This window comes from Thermodesulfomicrobium thermophilum DSM 16697, from assembly GCF_059568695.1.
Genome location: NZ_JCANTW010000016.1, coordinates 1 through 16,837, shown reverse-complemented (window position 1 = coordinate 16,837; position 16,837 = coordinate 1). Strand labels below are relative to the sequence as shown.

At 68.3% G+C, this 16,837-nt stretch carries 14 protein-coding genes; 12 read left to right on the top strand and 2 right to left on the bottom strand.

The features are described from left to right. Positions 1 to 84 precede the first annotated feature (84 nt). Positions 85 to 1,815, top strand: a complete 1,731-nt coding sequence (gene ade, locus BR00_RS09380) for an adenine deaminase (protein ID WP_496477335.1) — start codon at positions 85 to 87, stop codon at positions 1,813 to 1,815. Between the two features lie 15 nt (positions 1,816 to 1,830). Here the strand turns inward: ade and BR00_RS09375 are convergent, their stop codons facing one another. Together BR00_RS09375 and BR00_RS09370 are read right to left on the bottom strand one after the other, a co-directional pair. After that, on the bottom strand, positions 1,831 to 1,968 hold the full coding sequence (locus BR00_RS09375) for a hypothetical protein (protein ID WP_496477334.1): 138 nt from the start codon (positions 1,966 to 1,968) through the stop codon (positions 1,831 to 1,833). Positions 1,969 to 2,017: 49 nt separating this feature from the next. Then, entirely contained in the window at positions 2,018 to 2,233 is a 216-nt protein-coding gene (locus BR00_RS09370) for a response regulator (protein WP_496477333.1), read from the bottom strand. Positions 2,234 to 2,464: 231 nt separating this feature from the next. On the opposite strand from BR00_RS09370, the gene carB reads away from it, so the two are divergent. The 11 genes from carB to BR00_RS09315 all read left to right on the top strand — a co-directional run. Continuing rightward, positions 2,465 to 5,704 (top strand): carbamoyl-phosphate synthase large subunit, encoded by a 3,240-nt coding sequence (carB, locus tag BR00_RS09365; RefSeq protein WP_496477332.1) that lies wholly within the window; start codon positions 2,465 to 2,467, stop codon positions 5,702 to 5,704. Next, complete coding sequence (purF, locus tag BR00_RS09360; RefSeq protein WP_496477331.1) at positions 5,701 to 7,107, top strand: amidophosphoribosyltransferase; 1,407 nt, start codon at positions 5,701 to 5,703, stop codon at positions 7,105 to 7,107. The genes carB and purF overlap by 4 nt, the downstream gene beginning before the upstream one ends. A gap of 71 nt (positions 7,108 to 7,178) precedes the next feature. After that, positions 7,179 to 8,111, top strand: a complete 933-nt coding sequence (locus BR00_RS09355; RefSeq protein ID WP_496477470.1) for a KpsF/GutQ family sugar-phosphate isomerase — start codon at positions 7,179 to 7,181, stop codon at positions 8,109 to 8,111. After that, a complete protein-coding gene (locus BR00_RS09350; RefSeq protein ID WP_496477330.1) occupies positions 8,108 to 8,614 on the top strand; it encodes a zinc/iron-chelating domain-containing protein in 507 nt (168 codons plus the stop codon). Before BR00_RS09355 ends, BR00_RS09350 begins: the two co-directional genes overlap by 4 nt. Positions 8,615 to 8,616: 2 nt before the next feature. Next, entirely contained in the window at positions 8,617 to 10,926 is a 2,310-nt protein-coding gene (locus BR00_RS09345) for a penicillin-binding protein 1A (RefSeq protein ID WP_496477329.1), read from the top strand. Between the two features lie 4 nt (positions 10,927 to 10,930). After that, positions 10,931 to 11,950: a hypothetical protein gene (locus BR00_RS09340; RefSeq protein WP_496477328.1), complete on the top strand. Its 1,020-nt coding sequence runs from the start codon at positions 10,931 to 10,933 to the stop codon at positions 11,948 to 11,950. Then, entirely contained in the window at positions 11,947 to 13,041 is a 1,095-nt protein-coding gene (locus BR00_RS09335) for a glycosyltransferase (RefSeq protein ID WP_496477327.1), read from the top strand. Before BR00_RS09340 ends, BR00_RS09335 begins: the two co-directional genes overlap by 4 nt. Then, positions 13,038 to 14,096 (top strand): glycosyltransferase, encoded by a 1,059-nt coding sequence (locus BR00_RS09330; protein ID WP_496477326.1) that lies wholly within the window; start codon positions 13,038 to 13,040, stop codon positions 14,094 to 14,096. Before BR00_RS09335 ends, BR00_RS09330 begins: the two co-directional genes overlap by 4 nt. Continuing rightward, entirely contained in the window at positions 14,093 to 15,265 is a 1,173-nt protein-coding gene (locus tag BR00_RS09325; RefSeq protein ID WP_496477325.1) for an O-antigen ligase family protein, read from the top strand. The genes BR00_RS09330 and BR00_RS09325 overlap by 4 nt, the downstream gene beginning before the upstream one ends. Next, positions 15,207 to 16,340: a glycosyltransferase gene (locus BR00_RS09320; RefSeq protein WP_496477324.1), complete on the top strand. Its 1,134-nt coding sequence runs from the start codon at positions 15,207 to 15,209 to the stop codon at positions 16,338 to 16,340. Before BR00_RS09325 ends, BR00_RS09320 begins: the two co-directional genes overlap by 59 nt. A gap of 62 nt (positions 16,341 to 16,402) precedes the next feature. Next, a partial coding sequence (locus BR00_RS09315; protein ID WP_496477323.1) for an AAA family ATPase occupies positions 16,403 to 16,837 on the top strand: 435 nt, incomplete at its 3' end.

Below are 16,837 nucleotides of genomic sequence, written 5' to 3'. Positions count from 1 at the left end.
CTCTCTCCCCGGATTGCCCACACCGCACTTGCGTGCTAGGGAAGCATCGCATCGCCTGGACTCATGACCTCAAAGGAGCGTCCCATGCACCACGACCGACGCCGCCTCTCCCGCATCATCCACGCCGCCCAGGGGGCTGCGCCCGCAGACCTCTGCCTGCGCGGCTGCCGTATCGTCAATGTCTTTACCGGTGAAATCGAAGAAGGGGACCTCGCCGTAGCGGAAGGCGTCTTCCTGGGCTGGGGGCGTTCCACAGAAGCCCGGGAAGAGCTGGACGCCCGCGGGCTCTACGTGGCTCCGGGGTTCCTCGACGCCCACATCCACCTGGAGAGCACCATGCTCTCCCCCCGGCAATTCTGCGCCGCAAGCCTGCCCCACGGCACCACCGCCGTGGTGGCCGACCCCCACGAGATCGCCAACGTCCTCGGCATGGACGGGGTGCGCTACCTTTTGGCCGCCACCGAAGGCCTGCCGCTGGATGTGTTCTTCATGCTCCCCAGTTGCGTGCCCGCCTCGCACCTGGAGCGTTCCGGGGCGGAGCTCTCTGGCGCGGACCTCAGCACGGTCCTGGACCATCCCCGCGTTTTGGGCCTTGGAGAAATGATGAATTTTCCCGGAGTTTTGGGTGCCCGACCGGAAATCTTGGACAAGCTCGTGCTCTTCCAGGACCATCCAGTGGACGGCCACGCCCCGCTCCTCGGCGGCCTTGGGCTTTCCGCCTACATCGCCGCCGGGATCGGCTCGGATCACGAGTGCACCTCTGCCGCCGAAGCCCGGGAAAAACTCGCCCAAGGCATGGCCATCATGCTGCGCCACGGCAGCCAATCCAAGGATCTCACCGCGCTTGCTCCGGCAGTCACGGACCACACCTGGCCCTGGTGCATGCTCGCCACCGACGATCTCCACCCCCATGAGCTCTGCAGCGAAGGCCACATGGACCGCGCCGTCAACGCCGCCATGGCCGCAGGCATCGCCCCGGTGCGCGCCTTGGCCTTGGCCAGCATCACCACGGCCCGGCACTTCGGACTGCACCGACGCGGGGCCATTGCCCCGGGATACCGGGCGGACTTCTCCGTGAGCCCCACGCTCCATCCCTGGAGGCCGGTGATGGTGTTCAAGGACGGCCGGCTGGTGGCCCAGGACGGCGCCCTCGCCCCCTCCTTGGCTTTGCCGCCCTGCCCGTCCCTTGCGCCGGTGATGCGCCTGCCGGAGCTGCGCCTGGAAGACCTGGCCATCCCAGCGCAGGGCGCAGCGGTCCGGGCCATCGGCGTGCTCGAAGGCTCGCTGCTCACCGCGGATCTGGAAGTGGAGGCCCGCGTGGAAAACGGCTGCGCCGTGGCCGACCCTTCCCGAGACTTGGTGAAACTGGCCGTCTACAACCGCTACGGCGCCGGAACCGCGCCGGCCCTGGGCTTTGCCAAGGGGCTTGGGCTCCAACGCGGGGCCATGGGCACCACCGTGGCCCACGACTCCCACAACCTGCTGGTGGCCGGGGTGGACGACGCGAGCATGCTCGCCGTGGCCCAAAGCCTTCGGGACGCAGGCGGCGGCATGGCCGTGGCCCAAAGCCCCCGGGACGTGGACGTCCTCCCGCTGCCCCTGGCCGGACTCATGAGCGATGCGCCCGCCGCCGCGGTGGCCCAGGCCATGGAGCGCCTCACCGCAGCGGCGCACGGCCTCGGCTGCCCTCTTGCCCAGCCCTTCATGGCCCTGAGCTTTCTCGCCCTGCCGGTGATCCCGGCCCTCAAGCTCACGGACATGGGACTGGTGGAAACCGCCCTGTTCCAGACCGTGCCGCTTTTTCCCGGCGCGTAAAGCGCTCGGGGCCCATCAGGCCGGGGGCGCCACCCCGGCCTGGGAAAGGACCTTGGCCAGGCCCTCCCGGGTGATGGGCTTGACCACGTAGCCTGTGGCGCCGGCGAAGAAACTTTCGCTCACGGTCTTCACGTCGTCCAGGGCGGTGGTCATGATGACCTTGGCCTCCGCGCCAGGGGGAATGCCGCGCCGGGTTTCCTCCTCACCGCAAAAAGCGCAACACCGCGCGGCCATCGGCCTCGGGCATCATGATGTCGAGAAAGACAAGTTCGTACGGCTGTCCCGTGTCCCAGGCCAGACGCAGGGCCTCCATGGCCTCGGTGCCGTCAGCGGCCATGTCGCTTTCTCCCAGATGCGCCACCATTCGGCTCAAGACCTTGCGGGCGATGAAGTCGTCTTCGGCAATGAGTATGCGCATGCGTTCCTCCGTGGCTGCGTGCTGCACGCGTCCTTTAGCCCATCTGCGCCCGTTCGTCACCACCCTTCCGCAACGACGCGGCCGGAACCCAAGCGGAAAAAGCGGACAGGGGCCCTGCGCCGCCTCCCGGCATTTGACCTGCGGGGCACCTCCGGCTAGGTTGCCCGCCTGCGGTATTCCATGAGCACCGCGTCCCCACAACCCTCCATGCCCTATCTGGTGGAATCCACGATGCCCAAACGCACCGACATCCGCTCCATTATGCTCATCGGCTCCGGCCCCATCGTCATCGGCCAGGCCTGCGAATTCGACTACTCCGGCACCCAAGCGGTCAAGGCGCTCAAGGAGGAAGGCTACACGGTCATCCTCGTCAACTCCAACCCTGCCACCATCATGACGGATCCGTCTCTGGCGGACCGCACCTACATCGAACCCATCGAACCCGGCACCGTGGCGAAGATCCTCGAGCGCGAGCGGCCCGACGCCCTGCTGCCCACCCTGGGCGGGCAGACCGCCCTCAACACCGCCGTGGCCCTGGCCAAGGACGGCGTCCTGGACCGCCTGGGGGTGGAACTCATCGGCGCCTCGGTGGACGTCATCGAAAAGGCCGAGAGCCGCGAACGCTTCCGCGCGGCCATGGAGAAGATCGGCCTGCGCGTGCCGAAAAGCGGCATCGCCCGCTCCATGGACGAAGTACGCAGCCACGCGGCGGCCCTCTCCTTCCCCCTCATCGTGCGGCCGGCCTTCACCCTGGGGGGTACCGGCGGCGGCGTGGCCTACAACCGCGAGGACCTGGAGCTCATCGCCGCCCAGGGCCTGGCCGCCAGCCTCACCTCCGAGGTCATGCTCGAAGAGTCGCTGCTGGGGTGGAAAGAGTTCGAGCTGGAAGTGGTGCGGGACAAAAAAGACAATTGCGTCATCATCTGCTCCATCGAGAACATCGACCCCATGGGGGTGCACACCGGTGACTCCATCACCGTGGCCCCGGCCCAGACCCTCACGGACACCGAGTACCAGCGCATGCGCGACGCCGCCATGGCCATCATGCGCGAAATCGGCGTGGAGACCGGCGGCTCCAACGTGCAATTCGCCGTGAACCCCCAAAACGGGGAGATGATGGTCATCGAGATGAACCCGCGGGTGTCGCGTTCCTCGGCCCTGGCGTCCAAGGCCACGGGCTTCCCCATCGCCAAGATCGCCGCCAAGCTGGCCGTGGGCTACACCCTGGACGAGCTGCCCAACGACATCACCCGCGAGACCGTGGCCGCCTTCGAGCCGGCCATCGACTACGTGGTGGTCAAGATCCCCCGCTTCACCTTCGAAAAATTTCCCGGCTCCCGGGACGAACTCACCACGGCCATGCGCAGCGTGGGCGAGACCATGGCCATCGGCCGCACCTTCAAGGAAGCCTTGCAAAAGGGCTTTCGCTCCCTGGAGATCGGCGCCGCGGGGCTGGGCACCCGTTTCGACGCCCCATCCCAGAGCAAGGAAGAACTCCTCTCCGCCATGCGCACCCCCACCTCCCGGCGCCTGTTCCAGATCCGCCACGCCATACTCTGTGGCGCCACCACCGAGGAGATCCACGCGGCCACCGGCATCGACCCCTGGTTTGTGCGCCAGATGCAGGAGATCGTCCATTACGAAGGCGTCCTCCGCGAAGCCGCCCTGACCGGGCCCTTGGACGCCACCAACGCCCACCTCAAAGAAACCCTGCGCGAGGCCAAGCGCATGGGCTTTTCCGACCGTCAGATCGCCACGCTGTGGAAGCGCACCGAAGACGACGTGCGCCAATTGCGGCAGGCCATGGGCATCACCCCGGCCTACAAGCTCGTGGACACCTGCGCCGCCGAGTTCGAGGCCTATACCCCCTACTACTACTCCACCTACGAGCCGGAAAACGAGGCGCGGGTATCGGACAAGCCCAAGGTGGTCATCCTGGGCGGCGGGCCCAACCGCATCGGCCAGGGCATCGAATTCGACTACTGCTGCGTGCACGCCTCCTTGGCCCTGCGCGAGATGGGCATCGAGTCCATCATGGTCAACTCCAACCCGGAGACCGTGTCCACGGACTACGACACCTCCTCCCGCCTCTATTTCGAGCCCCTCACCCTGGAAGACACCCTGGCCATCGTCGAACAGGAAAAGCCCCTGGGCGTCATCGTCCAATTCGGCGGCCAGACCCCCCTCAACCTGGCGGTACCGCTCCTGCGCGCCGGGGTGCCCATCCTCGGCACCAGCCCGGACGCCATCGACCGCGCCGAGGACCGGGAGCGCTTCCAGGCCCTCATCCACAAGCTGGGCCTGCTGCAGCCCGACAACGGCACCGCCGTGACCCTGGAGGAGGCCCAGGCCGTGGCCGCGCGCATCGGCTACCCCGTGGTGGTGCGCCCCTCCTACGTCCTGGGCGGCCGGGCCATGGACATCGTCTACGACCACGGGGAGCTGGCGGCCTATTTCGCCCGCAACGTCCAGGCCACGCCCGAGCACCCCATCCTCATCGACAAGTTCCTGGAAAACGCCATCGAATTGGACGTGGACGCCCTGGCCGACGGCGAAGACGTGTATGTCGCCGGCATCATGGAGCACATCGAAGAAGCCGGCATCCATTCCGGCGACTCGGCCTGCGTGCTGCCGCCGCATACCGTGGGCCAGGAATGGATCGCGGAAATCGAACGCCAGACCCAGGCCCTGGCCCGGGAGCTGGGGGTGGTGGGGCTCATGAACATCCAATTCGCCCTCAAGGAGGGCCGGCTCTACATCCTCAAGGTCAACCCCCGCGCCTCGCGCACCGCGCCCTTCGTGTCCAAGGCCACGGGCGTGCCCCTTCCCAAGCTGGCCACCCAGGTGCTCCTCGGGGCCAAGCTCAAGGAGCTGAACCCCTGGGCCATGCGCAAGGGCGGGTTCTTCTCGGTGAAGGAGGCGGTGCTCCCCTTCAACCGTTTTCCTGGAGTGGACCCGCTTTTGGGGCCGGAGATGCGCTCCACCGGCGAGGTCATGGGCATGGACACCTCGGTGGGGCTGGCCTACCTCAAGGCGCAACTGGCCGCAGGCCAGCGCATCCCGGAGGCGGGTACGGTATTCATCTCCGTCAATGACCGCGACAAAGCGGGTATCGTGGAGCCGGCGCGCACCTTCCACGAGTTGGGCTTCGCCATCGTCTCCACCCGGGGCACGGCCGCGCACCTCACGGCCCACGGCATCCCGGCGCAGGTGGTGAACAAAGTATACGAGGGCCGGCCCAACGTGGTGGACGCCATCAAAAACGGCGAGGTCCAATTGGTCATCAATACCTCGTCGGGCAAACGCACCAAGGAGGATTCCTCCGAGATCCGACGCACCGCCGTGCTCTACGGCCTGCCCTACACCACCAACCTCTCCGCGGCCCGGGCCCTGGCCCAGGCAGTGCGGGAGCGCACCCGACTGCCGCTCACCGTGAAAAGCCTCCAAGAATACTACGGAGGCCGGTCGTGATCAAAGAGGCATGCGGCATCTTCGGCGTCTCCGGCCACCCGGAGGCGGCGCGGCTCACCTATTTCGGCCTCTACGCCCTGCAGCACCGCGGCCAGGAGAGCGCCGGCATCGTCACCTGGGACGGACGGGGGCTGCGCGAGCAGCGGGGCATGGGCCTGGTGGCGGACATCTTCGAGGAAAAACACCTCGGGCACCAGCTCAAGGGCCCGGTGGCCATGGGGCACGTGCGCTACTCCACCACCGGCGCGTCCCTCATCCGCAACGCCCAGCCCTTCAAGGTCACCTACAAAGGGGTGGACCTGGCCGTGGCCCACAATGGCAACCTGGTGAACGCCCGCTCCCTGCGCCAGGAATTGGAAGAGACCGGCAGCATCTTCCAGACCACCATGGACAGCGAGGTCATCGTCCACCTGGTGGCCAAGTACTGGAACGGGGGCAGCGTCGAAGAGGCCATCGCCCGGGCCTGCTCCCGCATCCAAGGCGCCTTCAGCCTGCTCTTTCTCACGCAAGGCAGGCTCATCGCCGTGCGCGACCCCTGGGGCTTCCGACCGCTGGCCTTGGGCCGCATGGGGGACGCCTACGTGCTGGCCTCCGAGACCTGCGCCTTCGACCTGTTGGAGGCCCAGTACCTGCGCTGCCTCGACCCCGGCGAGCTGGTGGTGGTGGAAAACGGCCGCCTTACCTCGCACCGCCTGCTGGAACCGGCGGAGGTGCAGGGCAGTTGCATCTTCGAGCTCATCTACTTCGCCCGGCCCGACTCCTTGGTCTTCGACCAGGACGTCTACGCCGCCCGCAAGCGCATGGGGCAGATCCTGGCCAGCGAATGCCCGGTGGAGGCGGATTTCGTCATGCCCTTCCCGGACTCCGGGGTCTATGCCGCCGTGGGCTATGCCCAGGCATCGGGCCTGCCTTTCGAGGCCTGCATGATCCGCAACCACTACGTGGGCCGCACCTTTATCCAGCCCTCCCAGGACCTGCGGGATTTTTCCGCGCGCATGAAGCTCAACCCCGTGAAATCCATGATCCGCGGCAAGCGCATCGTCATCGTGGAGGACTCCATCGTGCGCGGCACCACCATCCGCACCCGGGTCAAACAGTTGCGGGAACTGGGGGCGCGGGAGATCCACATGCGCGTGAGCTGCCCGCCCATCCGCTATCCCTGCTTCTACGGCATCGACTTCTCCTCCAAGGGCGAGCTCATCGCCGCCAACCACAACGTGGCGGACATCGCCCGCTACCTGGAGCTCGACAGCCTCCACTACCTCACCGTGGGCGGGCTGCTGCAGACCGTCGCCTGTCCGGGGAATTTCTGCCTGGCCTGCTTCAACGGCGCCTACCCCGTGCCTCCGGAAGACGGGGCCGGTAAGATGGCCCTGGAGAGCGGCTGCGGAGGATGCCAGTGACCACCGATCCCCACTGCGCTCCGGCGGCCGCCTGCTGGGTGGACCTGGCCCGGCAGGTGCTCGACATCGAGATGGAGGGCATCGCCTCCGTGCAACAGGCCCTGGGTCCGTCCTTTGCCACGGCGGTGGAGATGCTCGCGGCCTGCCGCGGCCGGGTGGTGGTCACCGGGGTGGGCAAATCCGGCCTGGTGGGCCGCAAGATCGCCGCGACCCTGAGCAGCACCGGTACTCCGGCCTTTTTCCTCCATCCCGTGGAAGGGGCCCACGGCGACCTGGGGATGCTGCGCAGCGACGACGCGGTGCTCGCCATCTCCAACTCCGGCGAGACCGCCGAGCTTTTGGCCATCCTGCCCACCATGCGCACCCTGGCCGGTCCCCTCATCGCCATGACCGGCAGACCCGATTCCTCCTTGGCCCGCAAGGCGGACGTGGTGCTTTCCACCGCCGTGCCCCGGGAAGCCTGTCCCCTGGGAGTGGCGCCCACGGCGAGCACCACCGCCACCCTGGCCCTGGGCGACGCCCTGGCCGTGTGCCTCATCCAGGCCAAATCCTTCGATCTCAACCAATTCCGTACCCTGCACCCCGGCGGGGCCTTGGGCCAGCGCCTGGCCCTGCAGGTGGCGGACCTCATGGTGCGCGAGGGGCTTCCCACCGTCTCCGAGACCGCGCCGCTTGCCGAGGCCATCGCCCAATTGGACGACCGCCGCCTGGGCCTTGCCGCGGCCGTCGACGCCCACGGCCGGCTCCTGGGGGTACTCACCGACGGCGACGTGCGGCGGCTCATCCGTGCCGGACAACTGGACCCGGCAGCCGTGGCCCTGGACTCCATGCGCCGCAACCCGGTGACCGTTCGCCCCGCCACCCCTTCCTGGCAGGCCCTGGAAATCATGGAACGCCGGGCCATCACTGTGCTGCCGGTGGTGGACGAAGCCGGGGTGCTCTTGGGGCTGGTGCACATCCACGACCTCCTCGGCAAAGGCCAGATCGGTTTCCAGCGCCTATGAACGACCCCGACGTCTGCCGCCGCTGCGCTCTCGAAAGCCCCACCTGCTGCCGCCATGCCGCCGGAGAGGAACGCTTCTGCTTTCCCCTGCCCGAGGCCGAGTACCAGGCGCTGCGGGCCGTTGGCGTGCCGGAATCGGCCTTTGCCGAAGAGCCCAACGCCGCCGCGTTCAACACGCACCTGGCCCGGCTCTTCCCCGGCGCCCCCGTGGAGGCGGCCTTTCCCGCCCACGGAACGCACCGCCGCCTGGCCACCCAAGATGGGACCTGCACCTTGCTCACCCCGCAGGGCTGCACCCTTCCCCGCGCCGTGCGGCCGCTTTTTTGCCGCATCTATCCCCTGTGGAGCATCCACGGGCGGCTCACGGCCTTTGAAAATCCGACCTGCGTCGCCGTCCGCGAGGCGCCGACGCCCATGGCGCTCTGCCGCCTCCTGGGCACCGATGCCCAGCGCGTGCGCGCCCACGTCCACACCCTGCGCGCCATGCTCTTTGCCGAGGAATGACCATGCGCTTTGTGCGAGTTCTCCTGCTCCTTGCCGTTCTTGCCCTCACCGCTGCCGCAGGCGCTGCCTGGTGGCTCTACCACATGGCGGCCAGCGACCTGCCGGACATGACCAAGCTCTCGGACTACTCCCCGCCGCTGGCCACCACGGTGCTCGCCCGCGACGGAGAGGTGCTCGGCTATTTCTACCGGGAAAAACGCTTCCTCACGCCGCTGTCGCGCATGAGCCCCTGGGTGCCCAAGGCCTTTCTCGCCGCCGAAGACGCCGCCTTCTACTCCCACCCCGGAGTGGACATCCCGGGCATCCTGCGCGCGGCCATCAAAAACCTCCTCGCCGGCGGCATCGTCCAAGGAGGCAGCACCATCACCCAGCAGACGGTCAAGGCCATGCTCCTCTCGCCGGAGCGCAGCTTCGAGCGCAAGCTCAAGGAAATCATCCTCGCCTACCGCCTGGAACGCTTCCTCTCCAAGGACGAGATCCTCACCATCTACCTCAACCAGATCTACCTCGGCGCCGGGGCCTACGGTGTGGAGGCCGCGGCCCGGGAATACTTCGGGGTCCATGCCAGCGAACTCACCCTGGCGCAGGCGGCCATGCTGGCGGGCCTGCCCAAGGCGCCCAGCCGCTACTCCCCATTGGCCGCCCCCGAACGCGCCCTGGAGCGACAACGCTACGTCCTGGGCCGGCTTGTGGAACTGGGCTGGATCACGCCCCAGGAATACGAGGCCGCCCGCGCCGAGCGCCTCACCTACCACCCTATGCCCGATCCTTCCTGGAAGGTGGGGGCCTACGCCCTGGAAGAGGTGCGCCGCCAGCTCCTTGCCCGCTTCGGCGAAGACATGCTGCTTGCCGGCGGGCTCACGGTGCGCACGAGCATCGACCTCAAGCATCAAGCCATCGCGGAGGAGGCACTGCGCCGCGGGCTCATTGCCACATCCAAACGCCACGGCTGGCGGGGGCCGGTGGAACACGTGCCCGAAGCGAACCGCACGGCCTGGCTTGCCGAGCGCCCGACGGAAGATCTTGCCACCGGAGTCCGCAGTCTGGGGCTCGTGGCCGGTCTGGGCAAAGGCGGCGCCCGCATCCACCTCGGCCGCGGCCGCACCGGACTGGTGGCTGAAAAGGAACTGGCCTGGATCCACTCTGTGGACAAGGCCCTCCCTCCCGAAACGGCGCGGCAACTGCGCCAAACCCCGCTCCGGGTGGGCGACGCCGTATGGGTGCGCGTCACCGGCCCTGCCCAAAACGGAGTTTTTCCCCTCACCCTGGAGCAGGATCCAGCCGTGGAAGGGGCGCTGGTTTCCCTGGACCCCCGCACCGGAGAGGTGCTGGCCCTGGTGGGCGGGTTCGACTTCTTCCGCAGCCAGTTCAACCGCGCCACCCAGGCCAAGCGCCAGCCCGGTTCGGCCTTCAAGCCCATCGTCTACAGCACGGCCCTGGACAATGGCTTCACCGCTGCCAGTATCGTGCTGGACGCCCCTTTTGTCCTGGATGACGGCAGCGACAAGTTGTGGAAACCGGAAAATTATGAAGGCAACTTCTACGGCCCCACCCTGCTGCGTACCGCCTTGGTGAAGTCCCGCAACCTGGTGACCATCCGCGTGGCCCAGCGCGTGGGGCTGGAGAAGATCATCGAACGCGCCCGGGCCATGGGCATCACTGCGGAGCTGCCGCCGTATCTCTCCATGGCCCTGGGGGCCATCGAAGTGACGCCCATCAACCTCTGTCAGGCCTACACCACCTTTGCCCGTCTGGGGAGCACGGTCTCCCCGCGCCTGGTGCTCGAGGTCCTGTCTCCTTGGGGCGAAACCCTGGCAAGCGACCCGGTCGCCCCCCAAGAAGTGATGTCCCCCCAAACCGCCTACGTCATGGTGTCCATGCTCCAAGGGGTGGTGCAGGAAGGCACAGGCGCGGCGGCCAAGGCCCTGGGTCGTCCCCTGGCGGGCAAGACCGGCACCACCAACAACGAGCAGGACGCCTGGTTCATGGGCTTTTCCCCATACCTGCTCACCGGCGTGTGGGTGGGCTACGACCAGGTGCGGCCCATGGGGAGACACGAGACCGGCGCGCGGGTGGCCCTGCCCATTTGGATGGACTACCGCCGCCAGGTGGAGCCGGACTATCCTGAAGAAGACTTCACCGCGCCGGAAGGCATTGTCTGGGTGACCGTGGACCCGGCCACCGGTCGGCCCGCGGCCCAAGGCATCACCCTCCCCTTTGTCAACGGCACCGAGCCCAATGCCACGGCGGAAATCCCCCTGGACGCCCCTGCAGGAAGCTCCGGCGAAGACATCCTCAAGCAGATATTCTAAGGCCATGCCCCCCACCGTCCTTCTTCTCTCCACCGAACTTGCCGCGGTGTTTCGCAAATCCGCCCAGGCGTGGTGGATGCTGGTGCGCGTCCTCGTGCCCACGGTGGTGGCGGTGAAGCTCCTCCACGACGCCGGCCTCGTGCCCTGGGTGGCTGCGCCGCTCACCCCAATCATGACCCTGCTCGGCCTGCCGCCGGCCATGGGCCTGGTGTGGGCCACGGCCATGGTCAATTCCATCTACGGCGGGCTTGCGGTCTTCGCCGCCCTGGCCCCCTCCCTCTCCACCCTGGACGCCACCACCCTGGGCATCCTGATGCTCGTGGCCCATAGCCTGCCCGTGGAGATCCAGATCGCGCGCCTGGCCGGGGCGCGGCCTGCCTTCCAGCTTCTGCTGCGCCTGGCCGGGGCGGTCCTCCTGGCCTGGAGCTTTCGCCGCCTGGCGCTCGCCTTCGGCGCCCTTGGCGAGCCCGCCGCCATCCACTGGCTTCCCGAGCCCCCAGGCCCGGGCTGGTGGCCCTTCGCCCTGGCCCAGGCCCAAAGTCTCGCCGCCATCCTGGCCATCATCTTCGCACTCTCACTGACCATGCGCGTGCTCACCGCCCTGGGGTTCACCCGTCTGGCCGAGACCCTGCTTGCCCCCGTATTACGGGCCATGGGCATCGGCCCGGAAGCGGCCCTCATCACCGTAGCCGGCACGGTGCTCGGGCTCTCCTATGGCAGCGGCCTCATCCTCACGGAGACCCGCTGCGGCCGCGTGAGCCCCAAAGACACCGTGGCCGCCATCTCCCTCATGGGGCTCGCCCACGCGGTCATCGAGGATACCCTGCTGCTTGCCCTCATCGGCGGGCACCCCTCGGGCCTGCTCTGGGCGCGCCTGGCCTTTGCCTTCCTGGTGACCGCGGCACTGACCCGCCTGGCGGCCCGCCTGCCGGAGCCGGTCTTTTGCCGCTGGCTCTTCCGCCCCCACCCCGAAGCCGCCGCGGTCCCGGCCTGCTGCCCCACGCACCGTCCGGAGGGCACGTGAATCCACGCAAGCCCGTGCTCGTGCGCATCACCAACAACCTGGGCCTCGGCGGGGTACAGCGCCGGTTGCGGGACCTTTTGCCCCGGCTCGCCGAACATTTCGCGGTGCACGTCATCACCTACAAGGACCGCGGCGTCTTCTTCGAGGAACTGCGCGATCACGGGGTGGCCACCCACTTCCTGCCGCGGCGCTTTCCGGCCGTGGCGCGCCTGGCCGCCTTCCTTGGCCGGCTCGAGCCCACCATCGTCCACACCCACTCCTACGGCGGCAATGTGCTTGGCCTGCCCGCCGCCCGCCTGGTGGGGGCACCGGTGCGCGTGGGGCACGTGCACCTCGCCCACCTGCATTGGTACGCCGCCTCCCCCTGGCGCCGCCGCCTGCAGGCACGCAAGGAAGCCCTGGTGCACCGCCTCGCCTCCCACGCGGTATGCTGTGTCTCCGAGGAGGCGCGGCAGCATTTTCTCGCAGGCACCGGCCTTGCCCCAAACCGCGTCGTGGTGCTGGAAAACGGCATCCGCCGCCCGCCCGAGCACGTCACCCCCATGTCCCGCGCCGCCTTGGGGGTTCCCCCAGGGGCCGTGGTCCTGGGCATGGCCGGCCGCATCACCCGCACCAAGGGTTTTGCCCAGGGCATCTCCTGGATGGCACAGACTCCGCCGCACGTTCATCTCGTCGTGGCCGGGCCCGGAGACACCACGGCCCTCGAGCGCCACGCCCACGCTCTCGGACTGCACGGACGCGTGCACTTCCTTGGCCCCCTCACCGACATGCCCGCCTTCTACGCGGCCCTGGACCTCCTCCTCTTTCCCTCCCCACCCGGGGTGGAGGGCATGCCCGGCATCGTGCTCGAAGCCCTGGGCATGGGATGCGCGGTGCTGGCGCAGGAAAGCGGTCCGCTGCGGGAGATGGCGCCGGTGGCCCCGCGCCTGCACTTCTTCCGGCCCGAGCTACCGGCCGCGGCCCAGATGGAGGCGGCCATGGCAAGCCCTGCGGCGGATCTGACCCCGTTCTTTGCCCGCTTTTCCCTGGAGGCCATGGTGGAGCGCACCCTGGGCCTCTACGAAACGCTCTTGCGGCAGGGGCGGCCATGAACCTCGTCTTTGCCAATGCCACCAAAAAATGGGGCGGGGTCAAATCCTGGACCCTGGACGTGGCCGCCGGCCTCCGGGAGCGCGGCCACCGGGTGCTCCTCCTTGCCCGGCCGGGAGAGTTCCTGCGCCGGGCCGCCCTGCTGGGCTGCGAAACCTGCGCCTTCACCTTCGGCCCGGACTACAATCCCGTGGCCATTCTCCGGGCCGCGCGCGAGCTGCGAAGATTCGGGGCCCAAGTGGTCTGCGGCAATGTGGGCAAGGACCTGCGCACCGTGGGGCTGGCGGCCCGGATCTTGGGCATCCCGGTGGTGCACCGCGTGGGCCTGGCCGGAGACCTCAACCCCGGACCCGCCCCCTGGCTGGACGCCCAGCTGCTGCGGCCGCACCTGCTCGCCCCGTGCCAGCAGGTGCTCGACGGGGTGCGCCACGCCGTCCCCGCCCTACGTCCGCTGCCTGCAGCAGTCATCCACACCGGAAAACGCCGCGGACCACGCCCGGAGCACGGCCCCCACACCCCGCTGGCCCTCGCCTCCGCCAGCCAGCTCAACCCTGACAAGGGCCATGCCACGGTGCTTGCGGCCCTGGAGCGCCTTGCCGGCAGCGGCATTTCCTTCCACTACCACGTCTACGGCACCGGCTCCCTCCAGGAGACCCTGCCGCGCCACGCCCAGGATTTGGGCCTCGCCGACCACGTCACCTGGCATGGATTCGTGCCGGACGTGCCGGCCCGCATCGCCCAGGCCGATGTCTTCGTGCTCGCCTCCACCAGCGAGGGGCTGCCCAACGCCCTCGTGGAAGCCATGGCCGCGGGCCTGGTGTGCGTGGCCCGCAACGTCGGCGGTATCGCCGAGATCTGGCCGCCTGCGGCCCATTGGCTGCTGCTGCCTCCAGACGCCGGCCCGGAAGCCTTCGCCGAGGCCCTCCTGCGCCTCACCCGGCTCTGCGACGAAGAATTTCGCCTGCTGCGCCAGGCCTTCTGGCAGGCTGTCCCCAGCCGAGAGACCATGCTGGACGCCCTGGAGGATTTCTTGAGCCGCCTGAAGGAGAGACTATGAACTTCCTCGGCCATCTCTCCACCGCTCTCACTGCGGCCCTGGCCCTGGCCTGTCTCTTCAAGGCCGGCTGGGTGGGTTCCGTGGCCGTGGCCGCCGGCCTTGTGGTGCTGTGGGCTGGGGCGACCCGCAAGCTTCCCGCCGGATTCTTTCGCGACCCGGTGTTCTTCGGCCTGACCTGCTTCGCCGCGGTGGTGCTCGCCCAAAGCGCCCTTGGCCGCACCTCCCCTGCCACCCTCGGGGCCATCGGCAACGCCGCGGCCTTTTGGGCCTTGGGCAAGCTGGTGGCCCTGCAATTTCCCACCAAGCTGCTCTCCGGATGGAAGATATTCTCCCTGCTGGTGCTCCTCGTGGTGGTCCTAGGATGGATGGGCGTATACGGAGGAATCTTTCCCGACCCAGCCCTTGGCTTTGCCAATATCACCCGCACGGCCCTGTTTCTCGCCAGCGCCATCCTGGTGATGCTCGGCCATGCCCTGGCCCGCCAGCAGCTTCCCGCCTGGGGCCCCACCCTCATCCTCGCCGGTCTCTTGGCCGCCACCGGACGCCGGGCCACCGTGCTGGCCGCCCTGGTCGCTGCCCTGGTCTGGGTGCGCCGGCCGGTCCATGCCGCAGCCGTGGGCATCCTCGCCGCTGCCCTCGCTACCGCAGTCCTGCTCTCCGGCCAGATGGACCGCTTCACGCAGAGCTTCGAGCTCACCAGCCCCTCCACCTACGAGCGGGTGGCGGTATGGTTCGCGGCCATGCACCTCTTTGAGGAACATCCGTTCCTGGGATGCGGGTTCAAGACCTTCAAGACCCAGGCAGCTCCTGCCGTGGAGGAGTTCCGCAAGCGCCACCCGGCCGACCACACCCCAGAGCGTCTGGACGACGCCCACAACATCGTCCTCCACCTGGCGGCGGAGACCGGGGTCCTCGGCCTTGCCGCCATGCTGATCGCCTGGGGCCTCCCCATACGCTCCGCCTGGCGCCGCCGCGACGATCCGACGGCCGCGCTCCTTGCCAGCCTCGGTATCCTCTTTGTGCTCCACCTCCAGCTGCACGTGCAGATCTTTTCCAGCAATATAGCGGCCCTGATGTTCACGACCTTGGGGCATACCATGGGGTACCTCCATGCTTCGACACCTGCTCTACATCGCGGCCTCGCGCATCCCCTCGCGCCACGCCAATAGCGTCCAGGTGGCGCACATGCTCTGCGCCTTCGCCGCCCAGGTGGAAGAGGTGACCGCAGTCCTGCCCGCCACCTGGCGAGGCATCACCGCGCACCTGTGCGGCCGGCTCCTGAGGCCCTACGGGCTCAGCGCCCCGGCCAATCTGCGCATTGTGTTCCGAAGCCTCTTCCATCCCTCGCGCTTCGAGGCCCAGGCCATGAGCCGCCTGCCCCCGGCGGATCTCGTCTACACCCGCAGCGCGAAGGCCGCCCTGGCCCTGGCCTCTGGGCCGACGCCGGTGCTCATGGAATCCCACGATCCGGTCCGCGACGACGCCAAGGCCGGACTTTCCCGCCTTGCCGCGGCCCTTGGTCCAAAAGGCGGGCTGGTGGCCATCACCCAGGCCGTCGCCCATCGCTACCGCGAGGCAGGCCTCGCCCCGGAGCGCATCCTCACGGCCCCGGACGCCGTAGATGGGCAGCGTTTTCTCCACGCCCGCGGCGGCATGACCGCCCGACTCTTCGGACCCCACGCGCGCACCCGTCCCCTCGTCCTCTACTGCGGCTCCCTGCAGCCCGGCAAAGGGGCGCGCTTTACCGCACGCCTGGCGGCGCAGCTACCGGAAGTCCACATCGGCATCGTGGGCGGCAGCCCTGAGGAAATCCACTCCCTGAGGGGGCAGACGCGCGCCCCCAACCTCTTCCTCCACCCTGCCGTGCCCCATGCCCAGGTGCCGGATCTCCTCATTGACGCTGCAGTCCTCCTTTTGCCGTATACCGGCACCGACCGCATCGCGGCCTCCATGAGCCCCCTCAAACTCTTCGAGGCCCTGGCCGCAGGCGCGCCCATCGTGGCAGCAGACCTCCCGGTGCTGCGCGAGGTCCTCACCCCGGAGACGGCCTTCTTCTTCCCCCCCGCCGACGCCGCTGCCTGCGCCGCCGCCATCCGCAGGGCCTTGACCCTGACGCCAGAAGAACGACAGCGTCGCAGGGCCCTGGCCCAAAACCAGGCATGGACCTGGGAGCAACGCGCCCAGCGCATCCTTGCCTGGTGGACCCGCCTGCGCGACACCCACTCCACACCCCCGACGCTTTGACTTCCCTCTCAGGCACAGGTACACGAAAAGCCCACAATCCGTACCCGACCTTCGAGGTGGCTATGGTGCGCAAGAAACTGCCCATCGGCATCCAGACCTTCTCCGAGATCCGACGCGAAGGCTACTACTACGTGGACAAGACGCCCTTCGTGAGCGCGCTTGCCGAAAGCGGCAAGTACTATTTCCTCTCCCGGCCCCGGCGCTTCGGCAAATCCCTCTTCCTCGACACCCTGGCCGAGGCCTTTGCAGCAAACCGCGCGCTCTTCACCGGCCTCTATCTGGAAGACCATTGGGACTGGGAGAAGCGCCATCCAGTGGTGCGCATCAGCTTTGCCAGCGGGGTACTCCAGGACCGCCAGGCCTTGGACCACAGCATCCATGTGCAATTGGAACGCAACGCGAAGCGGTTGGAAATCGTACTCCCGCAGCGCAGCGAAGGGGTGGCCGTGCGCTTCGAGGCCCTCATCCAAGAGGCAGCGGCGCACCAGAAAGCCCAA